The 22,384-nt window shown below is 62.1% G+C and carries 19 protein-coding genes; 13 read left to right on the forward strand and 6 right to left on the reverse strand.

The features are described from left to right. Positions 1-519: 519 nt before the first annotated feature. From PATSB16_RS11045 to otnC, 4 genes are all read left to right on the forward strand, one after another. Positions 520-1,377, forward strand: a complete 858-nt coding sequence (locus PATSB16_RS11045) for a FadR/GntR family transcriptional regulator (RefSeq protein ID WP_156884711.1) — start codon at positions 520-522, stop codon at positions 1,375-1,377. A 106-nt stretch (positions 1,378-1,483) separates the two neighbouring features. Then, a complete protein-coding gene (gene denD, locus PATSB16_RS11050; RefSeq protein WP_047214182.1) occupies positions 1,484-2,464 on the forward strand; it encodes a D-erythronate dehydrogenase in 981 nt (326 codons plus the stop codon). 26 nt (positions 2,465-2,490) lie between these two features. Beyond that, positions 2,491-3,789, forward strand: a complete 1,299-nt coding sequence (gene otnK / locus PATSB16_RS11055) for a 3-oxo-tetronate kinase (RefSeq protein WP_047214183.1) — start codon at positions 2,491-2,493, stop codon at positions 3,787-3,789. Then, complete coding sequence (otnC, locus tag PATSB16_RS11060; protein WP_047214184.1) at positions 3,786-4,445, forward strand: 3-oxo-tetronate 4-phosphate decarboxylase; 660 nt, start codon at positions 3,786-3,788, stop codon at positions 4,443-4,445. Before otnK ends, otnC begins: the two co-directional genes overlap by 4 nt. Positions 4,446-4,541: 96 nt before the next feature. On the opposite strand, the gene PATSB16_RS11065 is transcribed toward otnC, so the two are convergent. The 3 genes from PATSB16_RS11065 to PATSB16_RS11075 form a co-directional block, all read right to left on the reverse strand. Beyond that, positions 4,542-5,942 (reverse strand): MFS transporter, encoded by a 1,401-nt coding sequence (locus tag PATSB16_RS11065; RefSeq protein ID WP_047214185.1) that lies wholly within the window; start codon positions 5,940-5,942, stop codon positions 4,542-4,544. A 136-nt stretch (positions 5,943-6,078) separates the two neighbouring features. Continuing rightward, positions 6,079-6,888: a sterol desaturase family protein gene (locus PATSB16_RS11070; RefSeq protein ID WP_047214186.1), complete on the reverse strand. Its 810-nt coding sequence runs from the start codon at positions 6,886-6,888 to the stop codon at positions 6,079-6,081. A gap of 213 nt (positions 6,889-7,101) precedes the next feature. Beyond that, a complete protein-coding gene (locus PATSB16_RS11075) occupies positions 7,102-7,914 on the reverse strand; it encodes a GntR family transcriptional regulator (protein ID WP_237170221.1) in 813 nt (270 codons plus the stop codon). Positions 7,915-7,973: 59 nt separating this feature from the next. Here PATSB16_RS11075 and PATSB16_RS11080 point away from each other — a divergent pair, with 59 nt between their 5' ends. Both PATSB16_RS11080 and PATSB16_RS11085 read left to right on the forward strand, forming a co-directional pair. After that, positions 7,974-8,699 (forward strand): alpha/beta fold hydrolase, encoded by a 726-nt coding sequence (locus tag PATSB16_RS11080; RefSeq protein ID WP_047214188.1) that lies wholly within the window; start codon positions 7,974-7,976, stop codon positions 8,697-8,699. Continuing rightward, the gene (locus PATSB16_RS11085) at positions 8,696-9,934 is read left to right on the forward strand and encodes an iron-containing alcohol dehydrogenase (RefSeq protein ID WP_047214189.1); all 1,239 of its coding nucleotides are present in this window, start codon (positions 8,696-8,698) and stop codon (positions 9,932-9,934) included. The genes PATSB16_RS11080 and PATSB16_RS11085 overlap by 4 nt, the downstream gene beginning before the upstream one ends. A 285-nt stretch (positions 9,935-10,219) precedes the next feature. Here the strand turns inward: PATSB16_RS11085 and PATSB16_RS11090 are convergent, their stop codons facing one another. After that, entirely contained in the window at positions 10,220-10,852 is a 633-nt protein-coding gene (locus tag PATSB16_RS11090) for a TetR/AcrR family transcriptional regulator (protein WP_169834616.1), read from the reverse strand. Positions 10,853-11,024: 172 nt separating this feature from the next. Between PATSB16_RS11090 and PATSB16_RS11095 the strand changes: the two genes are divergently transcribed. From PATSB16_RS11095 to PATSB16_RS11110, 4 genes are all read left to right on the forward strand, one after another. Next, positions 11,025-11,339, forward strand: coding sequence for a DUF3331 domain-containing protein (locus PATSB16_RS11095; protein ID WP_052892657.1), 315 nt, complete (start codon positions 11,025-11,027; stop codon positions 11,337-11,339). A 45-nt stretch (positions 11,340-11,384) separates the two neighbouring features. Next, complete coding sequence (locus PATSB16_RS11100; protein WP_083566759.1) at positions 11,385-12,953, forward strand: DHA2 family efflux MFS transporter permease subunit; 1,569 nt, start codon at positions 11,385-11,387, stop codon at positions 12,951-12,953. A 98-nt stretch (positions 12,954-13,051) separates the two neighbouring features. Further along, complete coding sequence (locus tag PATSB16_RS11105) at positions 13,052-13,315, forward strand: hypothetical protein (RefSeq protein ID WP_047216485.1); 264 nt, start codon at positions 13,052-13,054, stop codon at positions 13,313-13,315. Between the two features lie 42 nt (positions 13,316-13,357). Next, a complete protein-coding gene (locus PATSB16_RS11110; RefSeq protein ID WP_047214191.1) occupies positions 13,358-13,759 on the forward strand; it encodes a DUF2784 domain-containing protein in 402 nt (133 codons plus the stop codon). On the opposite strand, the gene PATSB16_RS11115 is transcribed toward PATSB16_RS11110, so the two are convergent. Beyond that, a complete protein-coding gene (locus PATSB16_RS11115) occupies positions 13,743-15,095 on the reverse strand; it encodes an RHS repeat-associated core domain-containing protein (RefSeq protein WP_047214192.1) in 1,353 nt (450 codons plus the stop codon). The genes PATSB16_RS11110 and PATSB16_RS11115 overlap by 17 nt on opposite strands. Before the next feature lie 224 nt (positions 15,096-15,319). On the opposite strand from PATSB16_RS11115, the gene PATSB16_RS11120 reads away from it, so the two are divergent. Beyond that, on the forward strand, positions 15,320-16,864 hold the full coding sequence (locus PATSB16_RS11120; protein ID WP_047214193.1) for a S53 family peptidase: 1,545 nt from the start codon (positions 15,320-15,322) through the stop codon (positions 16,862-16,864). A 27-nt stretch (positions 16,865-16,891) separates the two neighbouring features. Here PATSB16_RS11120 and PATSB16_RS11125 read toward each other — a convergent pair whose 3' ends face one another. Beyond that, positions 16,892-18,502, reverse strand: a complete 1,611-nt coding sequence (locus tag PATSB16_RS11125; RefSeq protein WP_047214194.1) for a S10 family peptidase — start codon at positions 18,500-18,502, stop codon at positions 16,892-16,894. 223 nt (positions 18,503-18,725) lie between these two features. Between PATSB16_RS11125 and PATSB16_RS11130 the strand changes: the two genes are divergently transcribed. Both PATSB16_RS11130 and fusA read left to right on the forward strand, forming a co-directional pair. Beyond that, positions 18,726-20,027 carry a UDP-N-acetylglucosamine 1-carboxyvinyltransferase gene (locus PATSB16_RS11130; protein ID WP_047214195.1) on the forward strand — a complete coding sequence of 434 codons (1,302 nt, stop codon included), beginning with the start codon at positions 18,726-18,728 and terminating at the stop codon, positions 20,025-20,027. A gap of 115 nt (positions 20,028-20,142) precedes the next feature. Then, entirely contained in the window at positions 20,143-22,245 is a 2,103-nt protein-coding gene (gene fusA, locus PATSB16_RS11135; RefSeq protein ID WP_047216486.1) for an elongation factor G, read from the forward strand. Positions 22,246-22,384 lie beyond the last annotated feature (139 nt).

The raw sequence follows: 22,384 nt of genomic DNA on the forward strand, positions 1-22,384 counted from the left end.
CCCCTCCCGGTCCGGCCTACTTACAGAATCCGAACGTGCTAGCCAACTCGTGCCTTCCGCGAATGTACGAGCTGACATAGCGCCACCTTGTCCGAAACGTGTCCAAAGTAGGCAGAAGTCGACCGAAAAAGATCAAAAAGCGCAGCTGGTTGATGGGCGGCTACCGATGCAAGTCATTGATTCGACTGCACTTTAATTTCTGCCTATTTACGGGAAGCAGGACTCTTAATCCGTAGGTCGAGTGTTCGAGCCACTCACGCCCCACCAGAATACAAAAGGGTTTGCGAGCAATCGCAAACCCTTTTTCATTTTCGGCGCTGAAAACCCGCCGACGCTCCCGCAGGCACTATCGATACGACGGCAAGCCGACCACGCTGGTCGCGCAACGCGGCGCTCGATCCTGCCGGTCGTCGCACCCGCTCCTCGCCCAGTCGATCCGGCCCGGCATCAGCAGCGCTTCAGGCCAATCGCATTCATTTGTATGATGACCATACGTATCACGCATGGTATCGTCGGCCAATGAAAAAATCTTCTCCCAACAGCGCCAGCACGCCCCACCCGAACACCTCGCCCCAGCCGGCGATCGAATTCGATGCGCCCAGGATAGCGCCAGCCGGCACGCTCGCCGACCGGGTCACCGCCGTACTGCTGGAAAAAATCAAGACCGGCGAATTTCCTGCGGGTATGAGGCTGCCGCCCGAACAGGTGATCTGCGAGCATTTTGGCGTGAGCCGCACGGTCGTGCGTGAAGCGATCTCGCGGCTCAAGTCCGACGGGCTCGTCGAAGTGCGGCAAGGCAGCGGAACCGTGGTGCGGGAACCGAACCGCACTACGGCATTTCGGCTCGACATCGACACGCAGCACTCGATCGAAGCGGTGCTGCGCGTGACCGAGCTGCGCCGCGGCATTGAAGCCGAGGCTGCGGCGCTCGCCGCGCTGCGCCGCAGCCGCGCGCAGCTTGCCGCGATCCGTCGCGCACTGGGTGCGATCGATAGCGCCGTCAAGCGACAACGCGACGGCGTCGATGAAGATCTGGCGTTTCATATTGCCATCTCGCACGCCACTGGCAATCCGCTGTATCCGCCGTTGCTGGCATACCTGAGCCATTTCATTCACGCGGCGATCGGCATCACGCGCTCCAACGAAGCGCGGCGCGAAGATTTCGCCAATGCGGTACGCGCGGAACATAACGCAATCTATGAAGCGATAGCCGCGCAGGATCCGGCAGCGGCGCGCCGCGCCGTGATCGAGCACATCGACAATGCCGGCCGGCGCATCCGCGAAGCCGACCCGGCCTTCTGGGCAGAGCTTGGCGGGGCCACCCAGCCGCTGATCGCGCCGGCGCGCCGCGCGGCGCGCAAGTCCGCAGCGCGCTGAAACGACGGCGGCCGCCGCGTCGCAGGTTTGCCAGCGATTCGGACATAAGATAAGATCATCATACAACTTGGCGAGGTGCCTCATCGCGCCTTGCATGGAGACAAAGATGAACATCGTGGTCACGGGTGCGGCAGGCTTTCTCGGCAAGCGTCTGATCAAAGCGCTACTGGAACGAGGAGAGCTGCGCGGCCAGCACGGGCAGCGGCAACGCATCGAAAAAATCAGCGCGTTCGACGTGGTCCCGCTGGCCGGTATCGACGACCCCCGGGTGCAGGCCATCTCCGGCGACATCGCCGATAAGGCCGAACTCGAGCGCCTGATCGGGCCAGACATCGCAAGCGTCTTTCATCTCGCCGCGATCGTCTCGGGCCAGGCCGAGCAGGACTTCGATCTCGGCATGCGCATCAACTTCGATGCCACGCGCGCGCTGCTCGAACGCATTCGCGCACTCGGCAGCGGGGCGCGATTCGTGATGACGAGCTCGGTCGCGGTATTCGGCGGCACCTTGCCGCACACGGTCGAAGATTCGCACGTGTGGGCACCGCAAAGCTCCTACGGTACCGAGAAGGCGCTGGGCGATCTGCTGCTGGCCGATTACAGTCGACGCGGATTCGTCGACGGCCGCAGCCTGCGCATGCCGACCGTGGTGGTGCGCCCCGGCAAGCCGAATCGCGCCGCCTCGAGTTTCGCCAGCGGCATCATCCGCGAGCCGATCAACGGGGTTGAGGCGGTTTGCCCGGTCGCACCGCAAACACCGATGTGGCTGATCTCGCCCGGGTGCGCCATCGACAATCTGCTGCATGGCCATGAACTGCTCGCCGCACAACTGAGCGGCGGCCGGGTGATCAACCTGCCCGGCCTGTCGGTGACGGTTGGCGAAATGCTCGACTCGCTGCGTCGCATCGCCGGCAGCGAAGCGGCCAATCGGGTGCGCTTCGAGCCCGACCCGGCCATCGAGCGTATCGTCAACTCGTGGCCGGGCAACTTCTCGGCCGACTACGCGCGTGCGCTCGGCTTCGTGGCCGATACGAGCTTCGACGACGTGGTGCGCGCGTTCATTCGGGACAACGCCGGCGCCGCCCTGTGACTCCTCTTGCCTCGTGTAATGCGACCATGACGACCTCCTCCGCACTGCTGGGCTGCATCGCCGACGATTTCACCGGGGCAACCGATCTGGCCAATATGCTGGTGCGCGGCGGCATGCGGACCGTTCAGACCATCGGCGTGCCGGCCGGGCCGCTGGCGGCCGAAGCCGAAGCCGTGGTGGTCGCGCTCAAGACCCGCACCGCGCCGCGTGCCCAGGCAGTGGCCGAATCATTGGCCGCGCTGGCGTGGCTGCGCTCGCTCGGCTGCCGGCAGTTCTATTTCAAATACTGCTCGACCTTCGATTCGACCGACGAGGGCAACATCGGCCCGGTCGCCGAAGCGTTGATGGCCGCGCTCGACGCGCCATTCGCGATCGCCTGCCCGGCATTTCCGGAGAATGGACGCACGGTCTATCGGGGACATCTGTTCGTCGGTGATGTGCAGCTCAACGAATCGGGCATGCAGAACCACCCGCTCACGCCCATGACCGATGCCAATCTGGTGCGCGTGCTGCAACGGCAAACCGCCGCCAAAGTCGGGCTGCTGCGCTACGACGCGATCCAGCGTGGCGTCGAAGCGGTGCACGCCAGGCGCGCGTCGCTCATGGCCGACGGCGTGCGCCTGGCCATCGCCGATGCGATCTCCGACAGCGATTTATATACGCTGGGCGCCGCATGCGCGGACGATATATTGCTCACCGGCGGCTCCGGCCTCGCACTCGGCTTGCCGGGCAATTTCTCGCGCGCCGGGCTGTTGCCAATGGCCGACCAAGCGCGGCGCCTGCCCACCGTCGGGCTGCCATCGGCCGTGCTGTGCGGCAGTTGCTCGCGCGCGACGCAAGCCCAGGTGGCCCATTGGATCGGCCTCGGCAGGCCAGCATGTCGGATCGATCCGTTCGCGCTGGCGCATGGCCAGCCGGTCGCCGACGACGCAGTGGCATTTGCGCAGCGCCATCTCGACAGCGGGCCGGTCCTCATCTACACCACGGGTTCGCCGCAAGAGGTCGACGCGGTGCAACGCCAGCTCGGCGCGGCGGCGTCAGGCGAGCTCGTCGAACAGGCACTGGCCGGCATTGCCAGGCGGCTCTTCGAGATCGGCGTGCGGCGCTTCGTCGTTGCCGGCGGCGAGACCTCCGGCGCAGTCGTCAATGCGCTCGGCGTGCACGCATTGCAGATCGGGCCACAGATCGACCCTGGCGTGCCGTGGACGGTATCGCTCGGCGCCGAGCCGCTCGCGCTTGCCTTGAAGTCCGGCAATTTCGGCACCGAAGATTTTTTCAGCAAAGCCCTGGCATCGTTCGATACACACCCGGAGACCGCCCAATGAGCACCTCCGTCTCGGCGCGCACCGAAGAAAACCGTGTACGCGAGGAAATCGCGCGGATCGGCGCAGACCTGTATGGGCGCCGCTATACGGTCGGCTCGGCGGGCAATATCAGTGCCCGGCTCGACGACGGTTGGCTGATCACGCCGACCGACGCATGCCTGGGCCATCTCGATCCGGCGAAAATCGCCAAAGTGGATCGCGACGGGCGCCGGGTGAGCGGCGATGCACCATCGAAAACGCTCGCGCTGCATCGCGCCGTCTACGACAGCAGCCCAGCAGTCCATGGTGTCGTCCATACGCACTCGACACACCTGGTTGCGCTCACACTGGCTGGCGTATGGCAGACCGACGACGTGCTGCCGCCAATCACGCCATACCAGGTCATGAAAGTCGGGCATATCCCATTGATTCCGTACTGTCGACCGGGCGATCCGCGCGTGGCCGAACGCGTGCGCTCGCTGGCGGGCCAAGTGCGCGGGGTGCTGCTCGAGCGGCTCGGACCGGTTGTGTGGGGCCAGAGTGTTTCGGCCGCGGCGTGGGCGCTCGAAGAGCTCGAGGAGACTGCACGGCTGTGGCTGATGACGACACCGCGCCCCACCCCGCTGAGCGACGAACAGCTTGACGAGTTGCGTGCGACTTTCGGCGCACGCTGGTGACGCCACAGGACGTATACCGACTGACGATGCCGCTCTCTCAGCATTGACACTGCGTCGGCGACCAGATGCACGTCACAATCGACTCGACAATATCTCTCAATTCGAGATTTCCTCCAGCGCCATACCCTTCGTCTCTACCCCCATCGCCAATACGGCAATCGCGGCAACCGCAAAGGACGCAGCGCCCAGTGTGAACACGCCTCCTTGCCCGGTGACCGGCAACAAGACGCCGACAACATACGGCCCAATCAATGATCCCAAGCGGCCCACTGACGAAGCAAATCCAGCCCCCGTGGCCCGTGCTCTGGTCGGATACAACTCCGGGGTATAGGCGTAAAGTACGGACCACATGCCGAAGAAAAAGAATTGCATGCAAAGACCGGTCACGACGAGTTGCTCGACAGGAGCATGCGTTGCAGCCGCCTGCCCATAAAGGTAGGCGAATACCGCGCTTCCCGTTAGCGCCAACACACAGGTGGCTTTGCGCCCCCAGGCTTCCAGCAGCCACGCAGAGAAGAGAAAGCCAGGAATGCCCGCAAGTGAAATCACTATGGTATAGAACACCGATTTTGTGACGGCGTAACCTGCCTGTTGCAGCAAGGCACCCAACCAAGTGGTCAAGCCATAGTAGCCGAGCAGCGCGAAAAACCACAGTGCCCACAGCATCACCGTGCGCATGCGATAACCATTGGTCCACAATTGCGAGAACGCCGCCCGCCGCCCATCGGGGCGCGCACTGGATATCGTCCTGCCATACGGATTTGCTTCGACGTCCGGCAAGGCGCCGCCTCCCATGGCGGACTTCACACGCGCCTCGATATGCGCCACGATAGCATCCGCCTCAACGAGCTTGCCCGTATCCTCCAACCACCGCGGCGACTCCGGCACGTAACGCCGCACGATGAAGACAAACACTGCTGGAACCGCCAGCGCCACAAAAATGCCTCGCCATCCAACGAGCGGCAGCAAGAAATAAGCCGCGATGCCTGCAACGATAAATCCGATCGGCCAGAAGCCCTCGAGCATGGCGATATAGCGTCCACGATTTTTCGCTGGCACGATCTCCGAGATCATCGACTGCCCGATCGGAAACTCCATCCCCATGCCGAACCCCAGCAGCACCCGGAATACCACCAGCATCGTTACGCCATGAGACAGACCGCACATCAGACTGCCCACGCCCCAGAAGATCATGCTGATTTGGAATACTGGCTTGCGACCGAACTTGTCGGCCAACATACCCGCCGTGGCGGCCCCTAGGAACATACCGACGAAGCTCGCGCTCGCGACCATGCCTGCCTGCGCGGCGCTCAAGCCGAACTCGGTCTTGATCGAGCCGAGCACGAAGGTCATGATGCCCAGGTCCATCGAATCGAAAAACCACGCTGTAGCGATAATGAAAAATATGAATCGTTGATACCGAGTCAGCGGCAATCGCTCGAGGCGAGCCGCTACCCCGTGACGCACATCCAGTGCGCTGTGGGTGTGCATATCCATAGTTGTCTCCTGTCGTTATGTTGATGCACGCCGATCTGTTGTCGCGTGCCATCGAGCGCGACTCGAATCACGCGCTATCGATGTTGGGGTTTTATATCCGACCACGCCCGTGCCAGCGCATCGAACGAGAGGTGCATTAGGGGGCGGTCATGACGCGCGCCTCTTCGGGTGTCAGTTCGGGGCCGTCCAGCGTGACGCGTGAATGGTCGACGCGGAATTTGGCAATCACCGGCTTCAGCTCTTCCTTGACATATTTCTCGCTGTAGCCGTTGAACAGATGGCCGAGCAGGCCGCGCCGCAGATCGCTGCTGCCCATCAGCCAGTCCGTAATGGGAAAGGTGAGATTCATGTTGTATTTCATCATAATTCCCATGTTGTGGTGAGCCGTATGATGGCGGCGAATCGTGTTGATGAAGGGCATGTTGCGGACGAACCAGTTGTCATGAACGTGGCAGCAGTAGTGAAACGTTTCATAAACAAGGTATTGCGCCACCATCGTCAAAAACACGATGTAGCCGGCATTGAGATCGATCAGCTTGGCGGCAACGAACCCAAGTGAAAGGCCACCAACACCCAGCGTGATCAGCACGCGCCACGGAAAGAAAACAATGCGGAATTCCCGCGTCGAATCGATGGTCGGTTCGTTGTCTGTGAAGTACTGATGATGTTGACGTGTATGGCGCTCGTAGATTGCCCGCAAAGCGAACACATCGATACGCCGATGCATCACATAACGATGCATTGCCCATTCAATAAAATTTCCCGCCAGGAACACTGGTATCACGAGTAGCCACTCCCAACCAGCATCCTGTAAATTTTTCAAGCAGTAAGTTACTGCGGCAATTCCCGACACATACATCACGGCGATGTGAAGCAGACCGTTATATAGCGGGCCTATATCAGCCTTGTATTGCTCCCGGAATTTGCGTTGCCGCTCAGTCATCATGGTGCGTCCCTTTCCTCTTCGCGTGATAGATGACTAATATATTAGTTGCATGCATCACAAAGTCAAGCGCAACGACGCCTTCCAGCACCAATCTCAGGCTGGGATTTACCCTAAGGGGCCGTTACAGGCGACAGATATGGAAAGCAGCGGAGGCAGGAAGAACAGCGAGGAGAAAGCGACATGCCCAACAGCGGGAGGGCATGTCCGAGGAACTCAAGTGAGCAGTGAGGCTTTGGTAAAAGTTTCGATGTTATCAATGAGACGGTCGAGCGCCTTGCCCGCCGCATCCTCGTTACCGTCGGCGATGGCCTTGGCCACTGCGGCATGCAAGCGGGCCATTTCGGGCAGGTCGGCGGCTTGCTTGTAGTGAAAGTACCAAAAACGGCGCGATAGGCCGTGCATCAACCGCATCGCCCCCTCGGCGAATTCGTTGCGAGCCGCCAACAGGCAAAGCTCATTGAATTCACGGTCCGCATGCATAAAACTCACATCATCGTTGTCTTTGGCTACTGCGGAAAACGCCTTCGCTAAGCGAGAAAATTCAACTCGCTCCTCGGCGCTGGCACTGCGGGCTGCGCTGCGGCAAATCAGTCGCTCGACTTCACGCCGGGTCGTCAGTAGCTTTAGTTGTTTCTTGATGTTGATTTCGGGCACCAACAGCCCGCGTTGCGGCAATACGAGAATTAAGTGTTCACGAGCCAAACGTTGAATCGCCTCACGAATCGGCGTACGCCCAATACCCGTCATTTCGCTGAGGGTCAATTCCGAGATTGCAGTCCCTGGCGGAATTTTCAGGGTAACGATCGCCTCCTCGATTTGCGCATAGGCTTGTTCGGTCAACGTCAAGCCTGACGCCTTGTGGCCGGGTTTTCTCTCTACAGGCGCATGTAATTCCGCCGCCACCTTGACCGACTCGGCAGTGCGTTTTCTTTTAGGTGCAATAACAGACATATAAGGAATACCGCGGGTTGATATGCAAGCGATATGCCAATTGTATCGCCCGAATGCCGGAGCGGTGTGTGTCATTTGTTTTTCAGTAACAATCTGCTATTATCCAACTAATATATTACTGAAATGCAATACAAATGGACATCTTCTGTGAAGGCCACGGACCGGCGACCGTTGTCGCTGTGCACGGTATTCAGGGCACCCGCGCCTCTTGGCTCCCGGTGGCTCGTATGCTGGCGAACGAGGCGACATTCGTGCTGCCGAACTTGCGTGGACGGGGCAATGCCGGGCGCGGGAGCGGGCCAAGCGACTATCGCTTGACCAATTTAGCCGCAGATTTGCACGACACCATTACCCATGCGGTCGACCGTGAACCATACTACCTCGCCGGATGGAGCCTGGGTGTCTCCGTCGCGCTCGAATACCTCGGGAGGCATGCAAATGCGCAGCAGCCGAGCGGCCTGATCTTGCTGTCCGGCAGCCCGGCGCTATGCAAAACGCGTTGGTTCGCCGCGCACCAAAGCCAGGCTCTGCGTGACGAGGTGGCCGAGCGCAGATACCGCCTCGGCCTTGTCGAAGCCGCCGACGATGACGCCGCAGCTTGGACCTGGCAAGCAGTCGCCGACACATGCCAACTCGATTTGTTGCCGCACCTTAGCGTGCCGACTCAAGTCATCCACGGCGCCGACGACGAGGATTGCCCCAGCCTGCATGCCAAGTGGATCGTACAAGGCATGCCGAGAGCATCCCTGAAACAGTTCGATGGCGTCGGACACACTTTGCTATCCGACGCCACGGCCGACGTTGCGGCCGAAATACTTGACTTCATCGCGCATATTGAACGCGCTCGCAAATCGCCATGAACCCTTCCGACCTGATTCATTTCTGCCCGCCCAGCCGCTTGCTCATCGAGGCCGGCGCCAGAGCTCGCTTGCCCACCCTGCTCCACCATCTGGGTTATCGTTGCGGGGTGTTGGTGACTGACGAATTCTTTGCGCGACAAACGTCATGGGTTACTGAGTATGTCGAAGCGGCCGCCGCCTATGGCATCGATACGCTGGTTTATGCGGGGGGCTTGCCGGATCCGACCACAGCATTGTGCGACGAAGCCACCCGGCGCCTCCGTGCGCAACTGGACAATCGCGTCCTCGACCATGTGATTGCACTAGGAGGAGGTAGCAACATTGATCTGGCCAAAGCATTATGTTTGACCCTGGTGAGCGGCCAACCGGTTCGCGAATTCGTGGACGGCATTCCTGCTGGACTGCACCCCTTGCCGCTCGTCGCCATGCCCACCACCGCCGGCACCGGCTCGGAAGCGACACCAGGTGCCATTCTGGTCGATCCGGACAATGCCACGAAAGTGGCGGTAATGGATAACCGCTTGCGACCAATCATCGCGCTGATCGACCCCGAACTAACCTATACCTGTCCGCCGCGCGTCACAGCAGATGCTGGCGTCGATGCCCTGACCCACGCGGTAGAGTCCTTTCTGACGCTTGATTCTTCGCAGTTCGATCGCGCGGGCCATGCCGATCCCGGTTACAGTGGCCGCTCATCGCTGACCATGCTCTTCGCGCGCGAAGCGATCAGTCTGTGCGCCCGCTTTCTCGAACGCGCCTATCGAGACGGCAGCGATATCGAGGCGCGCCACGGCATGGCATATGCCAGTATCTACGCAGCACTGTCCTATGGCAGTGCTGGCTTGAACGCCGTACACGGCATCGCCTACGCCGTCGCCGGCCTGACACATCAGTCACACGGCAGTACCAACGCAGTGATGCTCCCATACGTGCTTGATGAGCTACACGGCGTCAGGCAACGCGAATTGGCGGAAATTGCCCGTTTGTTTGGCGTTAACGCACCATCGCCAGTTGAGGCGGCAGTCCGCTTACCCGCCACGATTCGCGAGTTGATCAGCCGCCTGGGTATTCCGATAACGCTGCAAGGTTTTGGCGTATCCCGCTCACAACTGCTCCGATTAACCGTCGACGGCCTAGCCGTGACCCGGCTAGCCAAGGCGTTTCCAGTGCTGGATGCTGCGTCGGCTTATGCCTCGATCGTGAACAATGCGTGGACCGGTACGCTACGGGGTTAATTCACACTAACGACAGCGGCTCAACAAGGTGCCGAGCATTTTTCCCGCTATGTCACGATTTGGAGGTCATTTAGCCAACGGCCTCCGTATGCAAGACTTCGTTGTGCATAAGACCACTAAGTTCACCGTAGGCCGCCTCACCAATGGCTTTATGCTCACGGCTTCCCTGGATCCCCACTCGGGGCGGATCATGAAATAGGCAGTGTGTCGTCTTCACTCGTGAAGGGGCAGCATGGGCCTATGGCTGAGCATGCGTACAAATCCGTTCTTTTGAGTGAGGACGCCTCAGCGCTTGCCCCGTGGGGCGACCTGCGGCCCCAGGCGCGCGACCAGATAGCCGCCGAGCGCCTGCTGCATTTCGTGCCGCAGCGACTTGCCTCGGGCCTCGTCGAGCAAGCGGCTTCCCTGCATCGCCGCGCGCACCATCATCGATGCCGCCAGCGCAATCGGCGCAAGTTCGGCTTCGGTCATCTGCGGCACGAAGGTCGCCAGCAACGCCTGTACGCTGACCGACAACTTTTCCATGCGATACGATTTCGGCACCAGCGACGGCGTCTCCGCCAGCACACGGCACGCGGGCCGCTGCGACAGGTAGTCGTATGCCACCGTAATGAGTTCTTGCCCGAATACATCGAGCGAAGTGGGCAGCGTCTTCTGCCATTGGGCAAGCCGCTCGCCCAATTCGTCCATATAGCGGCGCAACAACGCGCTGCCGATACTCTCCTTGCTCGGAAAAAATTGATACAGCGAACCGATCGAAGCGCCGGCTTGCTTGGCGATCGCGCTCATTGTCGTGGCATCGTAACCTGCCGTGGCGAAAAGCTGCTCAGCCGCACCCAGCAGATCGGCAACACGCCGCTCGCCGCGCTCCTGTCGCGGCACTTTGGGGTGCCTTGACAATATATGAGGGCTAGTCATATTATGGCTCTCAAAATATGAGTCTCCCTCGCATTTTACCCAAATGGCTCGACGCTGCAAGCCCACGGCACCGTAATCCGGTGCCGGGGCATGCCCCGAGTTCCGCCCTGAGTCGCGGCGATGCCCGGGCCGGTGCGGCGAGTGAGTGCGCATGACATGAGAGAGGTGAACGATGATGCATAAGGCCAATGACCGGTTCGCGCCCGTGACCGGGCGCCGCGTCCGGTTGCTGGAACGCCCTCGTCCGGGGGTGCTGGTGGTCAACTGGAGCGACGCGCGTCGCTGCCACTACGGCGAGCAAATCTGGCGGCTCGGCAAAGCCGGCACCAACGGCCTGTGCGCGCTGAGCGGCGCGCCGATCCGCAAGGGTGACCCGGTCTTCAAGCCCAATCGCCGCCCGCCCCCGCTGAATGCGGACGCCATGATCCTGCAGCGCGAAGTCCCCGAGTCCGTGTGCGCCGACGACCCCGCGTCGACGCTGCATTGATGTTTGCACCTGTGCTCGTGCGCCCCGCCGACGCTATGCCGCGCGATGCCTGAGGCAAGCCCTGGCGCCGTGCTGCCCTCCCACGCCGCGCAAGTTCGCCTGGCCCCCAGAGCCCGCGCTTTTGTGACGGCCTCGGTGATGCTTGCGACGATCATGCAGGTACTCGACAGCACGATCGCCAACGTCGCCTTGCCGCATATGCAGGGCAGCCTGTCTGCCACGCAGGACCAGATCACCTGGGTCCTGACCTCCTACATCGTTGCAGCTGCCATCGGCACGCCACTGACCGGCTGGCTGGCTGGACGTTATGGCCGCAAGCGCATATTCCTGATGTCGGTGGCGGGCTTTACGATCACCTCGATCGCCTGCGGCATGTCGATCTCGCTGTTTCAGATCGTCGTCGCGCGCTTGCTGCAGGGCCTGTGCGGCGCCGCACTGGTGCCCCTGTCGCAAGCGGTGATGCTCGACATCAACCCGCCGGAAAAACACGGCCAGGCGATGGGTCTATGGGGCACCGGCGTCACGTTGGGGCCGATTCTCGGGCCCGCGCTGGGCGGCTGGCTGACGGACAATTACAACTGGCGCTGGGTGTTCTACGTCAACGTGCCGATCGGGCTGCTGGCGTTCTTCGGGATTCTGGCCTTCATGACGGAGACCCGGCTCTCGCCGCGCAAGCTCGACCTGTTCGGCTTCGCGACGCTGAGCATCGCCATCGGCGCGCTGCAGTTGTTCCTCGACCGGGGCGAGGTGCAGGATTGGTTCGGATCGGTGGAAATCTGGATCGAGGCGCTGTGCGCGCTGATCGCATTCGCCTTTTTCCTCGGCCATACGTTGACTGTCGAGACGACGTCATTCTTCAACCGCGCGCTGGCACGCGATCGCAATTTCATTACCGGCTGCTGCATTTACTTCGTGATGGGCGCGGTACTCTATGCCACGCGCGCACTGCTGCCGCCGCTGCTGCAGAATTTGATGCACTACTCGGTATTGGATGCAGGCCTGGCAACGGCGCCCAGCGGGGCTGGCTCGATGCTGGCGATGGTGCTCGCCGGACGGCTGGTAGGCCCCATCAAGGCGCGCGATCTGGTCGGCGTCGGCTTTGTGGTCGCTGCGTTCTCGCTATGGCAGATGTCGGGCTATGACCTGGCGATGGGCGAAGGCACGGTCATCTGGTCGGGTTTCCTGCAGGGTCTGGGCATCGGTCTGATTTCCGTACCGTTGACCACCGCCAGTTTCTCGACGCTCGATCCCCAACTGCGGGGCGAAGGCACGTCGATCTACAGTTTGAGCAGAAATATCGGCAGCAGTATCGGCATCTCGTTCGTGCAAACGGAGCTGACCCGCAACACGCAAATTGCTCACGCATCCATTGCCGAGCACATCACGGCATACAACCCGGTCGCCCAGCCCAACGCGCTGCCCGGCGCATGGAATATTCACACCGCGTCCGGTCTGGCGGCGCTGAATGCGGAAGTCACGCGGCAAGCGTCGATGATCGGTTACGTCGACGACTTCAAGCTGCTGTTCGTGCTCACTCTCGCGTCGATGCCGCTGCTCATTCTGATGCGCACCACCCGCCGGGTGACGCATGCGGCAGCCGCCGCCGATCATTAGGCGGCGTGACGCGGATCACTGCCCCGGCCCACATGGCCCTGTTAGAATCGAATGTAACGCGCTGCATTCCGCAGCCGCATCCAGACCAGGCACGCATCATGACCAACGACGCTCCCCAAAAACCGCAAGACGACGATCTCCAACAGGAGCACTTCGGCGCGGCGCTCAACCATATCAGCCAGGCGCTCAATTCAGGCAACATCGCTGTGAGCGCAGCCAAGGGAATCCTGTTCAGCCTGACCGAGACACTTGGCGTGCTGGTGGGTGACCCGGACCTGCCGGCGCATGTGAAATCCGGCTATGAAGGTCTGTTGGAAACGGCACGCGAATTGAGCGTGCAATTGAACAAGCCGAAAAAGTAGGCCGCAACCCACCACTCGCCCCCCCCCAAGGCGGCAGGCGCGATGACCTGGCTGGCCAATGTCGTGCTGGTGGTCCATGCGCTGATCGCGCTTTTCATCGTCGGCGCGCTTGGCATGATATGGCTGGGTGCCATGTTGCGCTGGGCGTGGGTGCGGCAGCCGCTGTTCCGGCTCGTTCATCTGCTGGCGATCGGCACGGTGGCGCTGCTGGCATTGGCTGGCCTGCCCTGCCCGCTGACGGTGCTGGAAGATCACCTCCGGCAGGGCGCCATGGGGCAGGCGGGCTTCATCCAATATTGGGTCAGTCGCCTGCTGTATTACCGTTTCCCGCCGTGGGTGTTTACTGCCGCCTATGCCGCATTTGCCGTGCTGGTGGCACTCACCTGGCGCTTCGTGCCACCCCGCCGCCCTGCCACTCCGCCAGACGCTAAGGGATCAGCCTGACCGGCAAGTCCGGGTTGACAGCACGCAAGCGGTCGACCGTCGCCATCAAATGCTGCCGTGCGTCTCGCTCGCGCCGCGAATCGCCGGCCCGGTGCCGGGCTGCGACAACCAGCCGGCTCACGCGAATGCGCTCGGTCGGTCTGAAGTCGGCGTGCAGGCTGACGCCCGGTCGGCCGACCACCAGGATTTCACTGTACTGATGGCGCGGTGACGTTCTCAGTATCGCGTTCGGACTCTTGATGACGTTGTAGCGTTGCACACTCCGCTCATCGTCTTTGTCGATTCCACCAAGAATCGCATCCGCCAGCGCGTGAGGTTCAGTAACGGCATGTGTCCTCGGATCGACACCGGCATGATTGGGGAAATACACGTCGCGGTCATGCGTTCCGAGGATATTTTGCGGCGGGACCTCGAGCACGAAATTGATGTCGGCAATAGCGCCGGTGTCCCGGGTATGCATATCCCATGCCGCGATGGGAGCATCGGAAAATTCGCCGATGCGGGAGATATCCATCAGCGAAGTGCTGACCACATCCCATTGCGCCAGCACCTGCTCGGCCGGCTGCTCGAACAATGCGCCGTCGTTGTGGCGTACCGAATGCACCAACATCAGCGGCGGGCTCAGGTTCGCCCATTTCGCCAGACGCCGGGTGAGTTTCGGGAACTCGATGGAAGCGGACGGCGAGCGAGAGAATTTTTCGCGGTACCTGGCTGCCGCGCTGGGCGTCAACCGGTCCTTGACTGCATGCCACAACGCCGCCTCATCCTCACGACCCGGCACGGCTTCGTCGTTTGCCGGCTCCGTCATTCGCCCATCCCGATCCGTGTTCGAGATCGGGTTGTTGCGCACGAAGGCAAACAGGTTCAAGCCGTCCTGCGCGCCGGTTGGATCGGCGCTGATCCAGCGTCCCAGCCAGGCGCCGTAGGCTCGATGGCCGTAATCGTGCAGCCCGCTCGCATCGCGCTCCTTGCCGCAGTAGTGCCGGCGCTTGCGGCTCGCCTCGCCGGGGCTGGCGCTCACCCACACCGCCGTGCCGCCGAACGGATAAAACGTTTCTTGCGTGAGCAACACGGCCTGTGCATCGGCCTCGACCCGGCAGGAGCCGGTCAGGTCGCGCACCGCATAACGCCACTGACGTTTTCGTGTCTCAGCGGTCGCATTGGCCGGGAACAGAACCATCTCGGCCCCCGAGCCCGCGGCAACCTGCAAGGTGAAATCGATCGGCGAGCGATGGTCGTGCTGCCCCAGCCACAGGCCCGGCAGATAACGTGTTTCGCCGTGCTCCCCGATTTTGCGCGCCCGCTGCCCGGGGCGGCTGTAGTTGTATTGTTCCATGGGTCAGGTCCGCAGTGTCGTTGTCGAATGGCGCATGCTAGCGAACCGGGTTCTGAAAATTCAACGGTGCCGACGGCACCTCCCCAATAATCCTTTGATTTATCGTCAGGATGCGTGCATCTGGCGCACTCGACGAATGTAAGCAAATCTTTCAGGCTTGGCGGGCGCGGTGGGTTTGATCTAAGCTGAACTGATCACCACCATCTTCGATAGGGATGCTTAATATGCCAACCTTCCTCCTGCCCGGCAGCGAGCAAACCTGCCCACCCGGCGCGCGCTGCGTCGGCAAGGCCGATCCGAGCGCGCGCTTTGAAGTCACGCTGGTCGTGCGACAGCCCGCGCAGGACGCATTCGCACGTCACCTGGAGGCCCTGCACGACGTCACTCGACGGCCGCCCGCGCTCACGCGCGAGGCTTACGCAGCGCAATACAGCGCGGCTGCGGACGACTTTGCCGCGGTCGAGCAGTTTGCCGCCAGCGAAGGCCTGCAGGTCGTGCGCAGAGACGCGGCTCAACGCACGATAGTACTGTCCGGTACAGTCGCTCAGTTCAACCACGCCTTCGAGATCGATCTGCAGAAGATCGAACACGAGGGAAAATCGTATCGTGGCAGAGTTGGTCCGGTGCATTTGCCCCAACACCTCAAAACCGTGGTCGACGCGGTGCTCGGCCTGGAAGATCTCCCGCTGGCCAGAACGCACTTCAGGCTGCAACCGGCGGCCCGCAGCGCCGCCGGGTTCACGCCGCTCGAACTGGCGTCGATTTATCAGTTTCCGGCCGGCGCCGGCAAGGGTCAGGCGATCGCGCTGATCGAACTGGGTGGCGGCGTCAAAACCAGTGATCTCACCACGTACTTCTCACAATTGGGCGTCACGCCGCCGCAGGTCACGGCGGTGTCGGTAGACCAGGCCACCAACAGCCCGACGGGCGACCCCAACGGTCCCGATGGCGAGGTCACGCTCGACGTCGAAATCACCGGTGCCATCGCACCCGAGGCGCATATCGTCCTGTATTTCGCGCCGAACACCGAAGCAGGCTTTTTCAATGCGGTAAGCGCCGCAGTTCACGACACCACGCATCGACCGACGGTCATCTCGATCAGTTGGGGCGGCCCGGAAGCGGCCTGGACCCGTCAATCGCTGGATGCCTTCGATCGAGCACTGCAAGCGGCTGCGGCGATGGGCGTCACGGTATGTGCGGCCTCCGGCGACAGCGGATCGAGCGGCAGCCCCGGCAACGGCAGCCCGCAAGTCGACTTCCCCGCGTCCAGCCCGCATGTGCTCGCATGCGGCGGCACGCGGCTGCACGCCAGCGCCAATCGGCGCGATGCGGAGTCGGTGTGGAACGACGGCGCCGGCGGCGGCGCGTCGGGCGGCGGCGTGAGCGCCGCCTTCGCCCTGCCCTCGTGGCAGGAGGGCCTGCAGGTCACTGCCGCCGACGGCACGAGCCAGGCGCTGACCCAGCGCGGCGTGCCCGACGTGGCGGGCGACGCCAGTCCGGCAAGCGGCTACGACGTCGTGGTCGACGCGCAAGCGACGATCGTCGGCGGCACCAGCGCCGTCGCGCCGCTGTGGGCCGGCCTGATCGCGCGCCTGAATGCGTCGCTGGGCAAACCGCTCGGGTATCTGAACCCGATCCTGTACCAGCATCCGGGGGTTCTCAACGATATCACCCAGGGCGACAACGGCGAATTCTCCGCCGCACCGGGCTGGGACGCCTGTACCGGCCTGGGCAGCCCCAACGGCCAGAAAATCGCCGGCGTAGCCTGAACGCTGCCGCCAACGCGGCAGCTCCGACTAACGTGCGCGGCGGCGCGCCTGCAGGCTCAGGATGCGCTGCATGGCGGCGTGGTCGTTCGCGGCACTATCGTAGAACGTCACCAGGTCGGCCTTGAGCGAGGTACGGGATCCGCCGTCGAGATAGACCATATGTCCCGACGGATAGTACTTGACCGTGAGATTGTCCCTGACCGCGTGATCCTTGAGCGGCATCGCCTGCAAGTCGAGCGTGGTTTGATAGAACGGCGTTACCGCGTCATAGTACCCGTTGGCCGACAATACCTTCAGATCGACGTTCAGGCTCATTGCCGCGGCAAGATCGCCAGCGGTGTAGAGCACCACGTTGCCCTTGGCATCCACCCCCTTTTGCGCGCCGGTCGGATCGATGTGGCTGAAATCCCAGTAACGGAACGCCTGGTCATTCAGATCGGTAAAGGCCGAGTTGGAAGTGAACTTGAGCTGGTCGTTCAGGTAGCTGTTCCACATGGCCGTGTAGACGCCGCTCACCGCCGTCATGGTCGGGTCGTTCCCGCCGGAATTCGGATCGACCTTGCCGGCAATGCCGGTATCGATGCCGGTGACCCGCCCATCGTAAGCCCCGCAGGCAAGCCCCTGCGACTGCAGCAGCGTCACCAGGAACAACAGGGTGCCCAGGTGATTGTAGGTGCCGACGTTGAGCTGCCAGCTGGTCAGTGTCTGGGGGCTGATGCCCAGATAATCGCTGAGCTTCTGCACCGTGGCCGGATCGGCCTTGGAGAAATTCTTCAGGGCCATCAAATAATCGGTGGCCGCGAATTGCGCGACGGTCGCCATGAAATGCGGCAAATCCTTGGGCGCCGGTTTGACGGAAATCTTCTTGTGATACCAGGCATCGGCCGCGCACGTCGGCAACAGGCCGATCGGATTGCCCGCCTGCGTGTAATCGAGAATCGACGATTGCAGCACGACGCCGTTCAGATCCACCCCATCCTCGTGCAATGCGTAGGCAAGCACCGCGCTACGGGCAGTGCCATAGGATTCGCCATAAATGAATTTGGGCGAGTTCCAGCGATCGTTGGCGGTCAGGTAACGCTTGATGAATTGCTTGATCGATCCGGCGTCCTGGTCGACACCCCAAAAATCGCGATTCTTCTTGGGCGCGATAGCCGCCGAATAGCCGGTGCCAACCGGATTGATGAATACCAGATCGCTCTTGTCGAGCAGGCTGTCGGGATTCGGCTCCATCGCATAGGGCGCCGGCGGCGTGAACCCCGGCATCGACGTCTTGATACGCATCGGCGCGTAGGAACCGAGCAGCACGAAAACCGCCGACGATCCCGGCCCGCCGTTGTAGAAAAACGTGACTGGACGCGTCGTGTGCGACTCGCCGTCGGCCGTGAAGGCCACGTAAAACATCTTCGCGTCGGGCTTGGAACTGCTTGGGTCGACGGTCACCAAATGGCCCGCCGTTGCCGTATAGCGTATCGTGCGCCCGCCCAGTGCCAGCGAGTGGTGCGTGATCGCCGCGTTTTCGGTCGCATCGGTGACGGAATCGTCGGGCCCGTTGCCATAGGCGAGCGGATCGAAAAAGGGATGATCGGCGTGCGCGGCGGACGCCGGCGCGGCGTGATGTGTCGGTTTCGAAGGCATAGCAAACTCCTGATTCGCCACATGCCCCGTACCATATGGACTGTTCTTTGATAATAGTCGGATACATTGTAGTACCAAACAACGACGAATTCACCACGTCTATTTCCGTAGCCTCTGCCAACTTCCTCTGCCGGCTTTTTTTTGCAGGCGTATCATATGGCCGCTATGACAACAGGCTGGCGGCGGGCGCGCCCGCCCGTGCCTTGCGGGAAAAGGTCTTTCCATGACAAATCTTGTAGTACACGGCGGCCAGCCCCTGCGCGGCCGCATCACGCCATCGGCCAACAAGAACGCGGTGCTGCCGGTGCTGTGCGCCACCCTGCTCACGTCGCAGCCGATACGCCTGCTCGGCGTGCCGGAGATCACCGACGTCAAGAAAATCCTCGATATCTTTCGCGCGCTGGGCAGCGAAGTGCTGGCCGATTTCGGCAGCGGCATTGTCGAGTTGCACCATCGCGATACGCGGTTCGACCCCAAGGTGCATCGCCTGCCCGAGGAGATGCGCTCGTCGATCATGCTGGTGCCGCCATTGCTGGCACGCTTTGGCGCCGCCCGCATCGAGGACAACGTCAAGGGCTGCACGCTGGGCATGCGCGAAATCGACCCGCACGTCGAAGTCCTGCAGCATTTTGGCGCGCGCATCGAGCGCACCGACGGCTCGCTGCTGATCCTCGCCGACGGCCCCCTTCAGGCGACCCAGCATTGGCTCGATTACGCCTCGGTCACCACCACCGAAAACTTCGTTCTGTGCGCGGCTACCGCGGCGGGTACCTCCAGGCTGACCAACGCGGCATGCGAGCCGCATGTGCAGGAATTGTGCCGCTTCATGGCGATGCTCGGCGTCAGCATCGAGGGACTCGGCACCTCGCAACTGGTCGTCGCCGGCGCCGAGCGTTTCGGCGGCGGTGAATTCACTTTCAGCGAGGATTACCATGAGATCACGACGTTCCTCGCGCTGGGCGCGATCACCGGCGGCGAAATCAGCGTCAAGAATTCGATTCCCGAGCAATTCCCGCTGATCGACCGGACCTTCGGCAAATTCGGCGTCGAAGTGGTCCACCGCGACGGCTGGTCATGCGCGGTACAGGACGGCCCCTTGCGCGTGCGCAAGCCGTTCACGCCTAATATTCTCACCAAGGTCGAAGCGGCACCATGGCCCTATTTTCCGGTCGACCTGCTGCCGATTTTCATCTCGCTGGGGGTCAAGGCCGAAGGCAGCGCGATGTTCTGGAACAAGGTCTACGACGGCGCGATGGGCTGGTCGGTCGAGCTCTCCAAATTCGGCGCTCACGTGTTCCTGGCCGACCCGCACCGCCTTGTCACGTTCGGGGGCCTGCCGCTGAGCCCGGCGGTGGTCGAGAGTCCCTATATCATTCGCGTGGCGATCGCCCTGCTGATGGTGGCCGCCAGCATCGACGGCCGCTCGGTGATCAAAAACGCCGCGCCAATCCGCCGCGCCCACCCGCGTTTCGTTGAAAACCTGCGCTCGGTCGGGGCCCAGGTCGAGTGGCACGAAGAGAGTTGATCCGGCGTGCGCCCCCGCTCTGGCGGGGCGTACCAACTCGCCGCCAGGCGCGCGACAAAGGAGTATGATTTATCGCTCCTCCCACTTTTGCCAACAGCTTCAAGAGAGGCCCATCGTGACTCGAAAAACCCCCATCGAGCGCTACCGCAACATCGGCATCAGCGCTCACATCGATGCAGGCAAGACAACCACCACCGAGCGCATCCTGTTCTACACAGGCGTGAACCACAAGTTGGGTGAGGTGCACGAAGGCGCCGCGACGATGGACTGGATGGAACAGGAGCAGGAACGCGGCATCACGATCACCTCGGCGGCGACCACCTGCTTTTGGCGCGGCATGGCCAACACCTATCCCGAGCACCGCATCAACATCATCGACACGCCGGGGCACGTCGATTTCACCATCGAAGTGGAGCGTTCGATGCGCGTGCTCGACGGCGCGTGCATGGTCTACGACTCGGTCGGCGGCGTACAGCCGCAATCGGAAACCGTCTGGCGCCAGGCCAACAAGTACAAGGTGCCGCGCATTGCCTTCGTCAACAAGATGGATCGCGTGGGCGCCGACTTCTTTCGCGTCAACCGGCAGATTCACGAACGCCTGCGCGGCAATTCCGTGCCGGTTCAGATTCCGATCGGCGCCGAAGATCATTTTCGAGGCGTAGTCGACCTGATCAAGATGAAGGGCATCGTCTGGGACGAAGCCTCGCAGGGCGTCAAATTCGAGTATGTCGACATTCCCGCCGAATTGCTCGACACGGCGCAGGAATGGCGCGAAAAAATGATCGAAGTCGCGGCCGAAGCCAACGAGACGCTGCTTGAGAAATACCTGCACGGAGAAACACTCACCGAGGCGGAGATCAAGGCGGGACTGCGCGCACGCACGATCGCCTGCGAAATCGTGCCGATGCTGTGCGGTAGCGCTTTCAAGAACAAGGGCGTGCAGGCCATGCTCGACGCCGTGATCGATTTCCTGCCGTCGCCATCCGATGTCCCGCCGGTCACCGGACACGACGAGGACGACAAGGAAGTGCAGCGCCAAGCGACCGACGACGAAAAATTCTCCGCGCTGGCCTTCAAGATCATGACCGACCCGTTCGTCGGTCAGCTGATTTTCTTCCGCGTATACTCCGGCTCGGTTTATTCGGGCGACACGGTGTACAACCCGATCAAGGCGAAGAAAGAACGCCTGGGGCGGATTCTGCAGATGCACGCCAATCAGCGTGTCGAAATCAAGGACGTTCACGCCGGCGACATCGCCGCCGCGGTCGGCCTCAAGGAAGCCACCACGGGCGACACGCTGTGCGATCCCGAGCACATCATCGTGCTCGAGCGCATGATCTTCCCCGAGCCGGTGATCTCCCAGGCCGTCGAGCCCAAAACCAAGGCCGACCAGGAAAAAATGGGCATCGCGCTCAATCGCCTGGCACAGGAAGACCCGTCGTTCCGCGTCAAGACCGACGAAGAATCGGGCCAAACCATCATCTCGGGCATGGGCGAGCTGCACCTGGAAATCCTGGTCGATCGCATGCGCCGCGAGTTCGGCGTCGAGGCCACCGTGGGCAAGCCGCAGGTGGCTTACCGCGAGACCATTCGCAAGAGCTGCGACGAGGTCGAGGGCAAGTTCGTCAAGCAGTCGGGCGGGCGCGGCCAGTACGGCCACGTGGTGCTCAAGCTCGAGCCGCAGGAGCCGGGCAAGGGCTACGAGTTCGTCGACGCGATCAAGGGCGGCGTGGTGCCGCGCGAGTACATCCCGGCGGTCGACAAGGGCATTCGCGAGACGCTCAACGCGGGCGTGCTGGCGGGCTATCCGGTGGTGGACGTCAAGGCCACGCTGTTCTTCGGTTCGTACCACGACGTCGATTCGAACGAAAACGCGTTCAAGATGGCCGGCTCGATGGCCTTCAAGGAAGGCATGCGCCGGGCCAGCCCGGTGCTGCTCGAGCCGATGATGGCCGTGGAAGTGGAAATGCCCGAAGAGTTCATGGGCAACGTGATGGGCGATCTGAGCTCGCGCCGGGGTATCGTGCAGGGCATGGACGACATGGTCGGCGGCGGCAAGATCGTGCGCGCCGAGGTGCCGCTGGCCGAGATGTTCGGCTATTCGACCTCGCTGCGCTCGCTCACCCAGGGGCGCGCCACCTACACCATGGAATTCAAGCATTACGCTGAAGCGCCGAAGAATGTCGCCGATGCAATTATCAGCGCCAAGACCAAGTAGCCGGCGAGCTTGACCCCGCCGGTTCAGCCGGTCCAGGCCCATGCGCGGCACCTGCGCGCATGGGCTTTTTTGTTCGAATCGCCGCTGCCCGCTTGATGCATTGCCGCATCCCCGGCGCTGGCCAGCGCAGGAATTTTTC

It is taken from the genome of Pandoraea thiooxydans (assembly GCF_001931675.1).
Lineage (GTDB): Bacteria > Pseudomonadota > Gammaproteobacteria > Burkholderiales > Burkholderiaceae > Pandoraea > Pandoraea thiooxydans.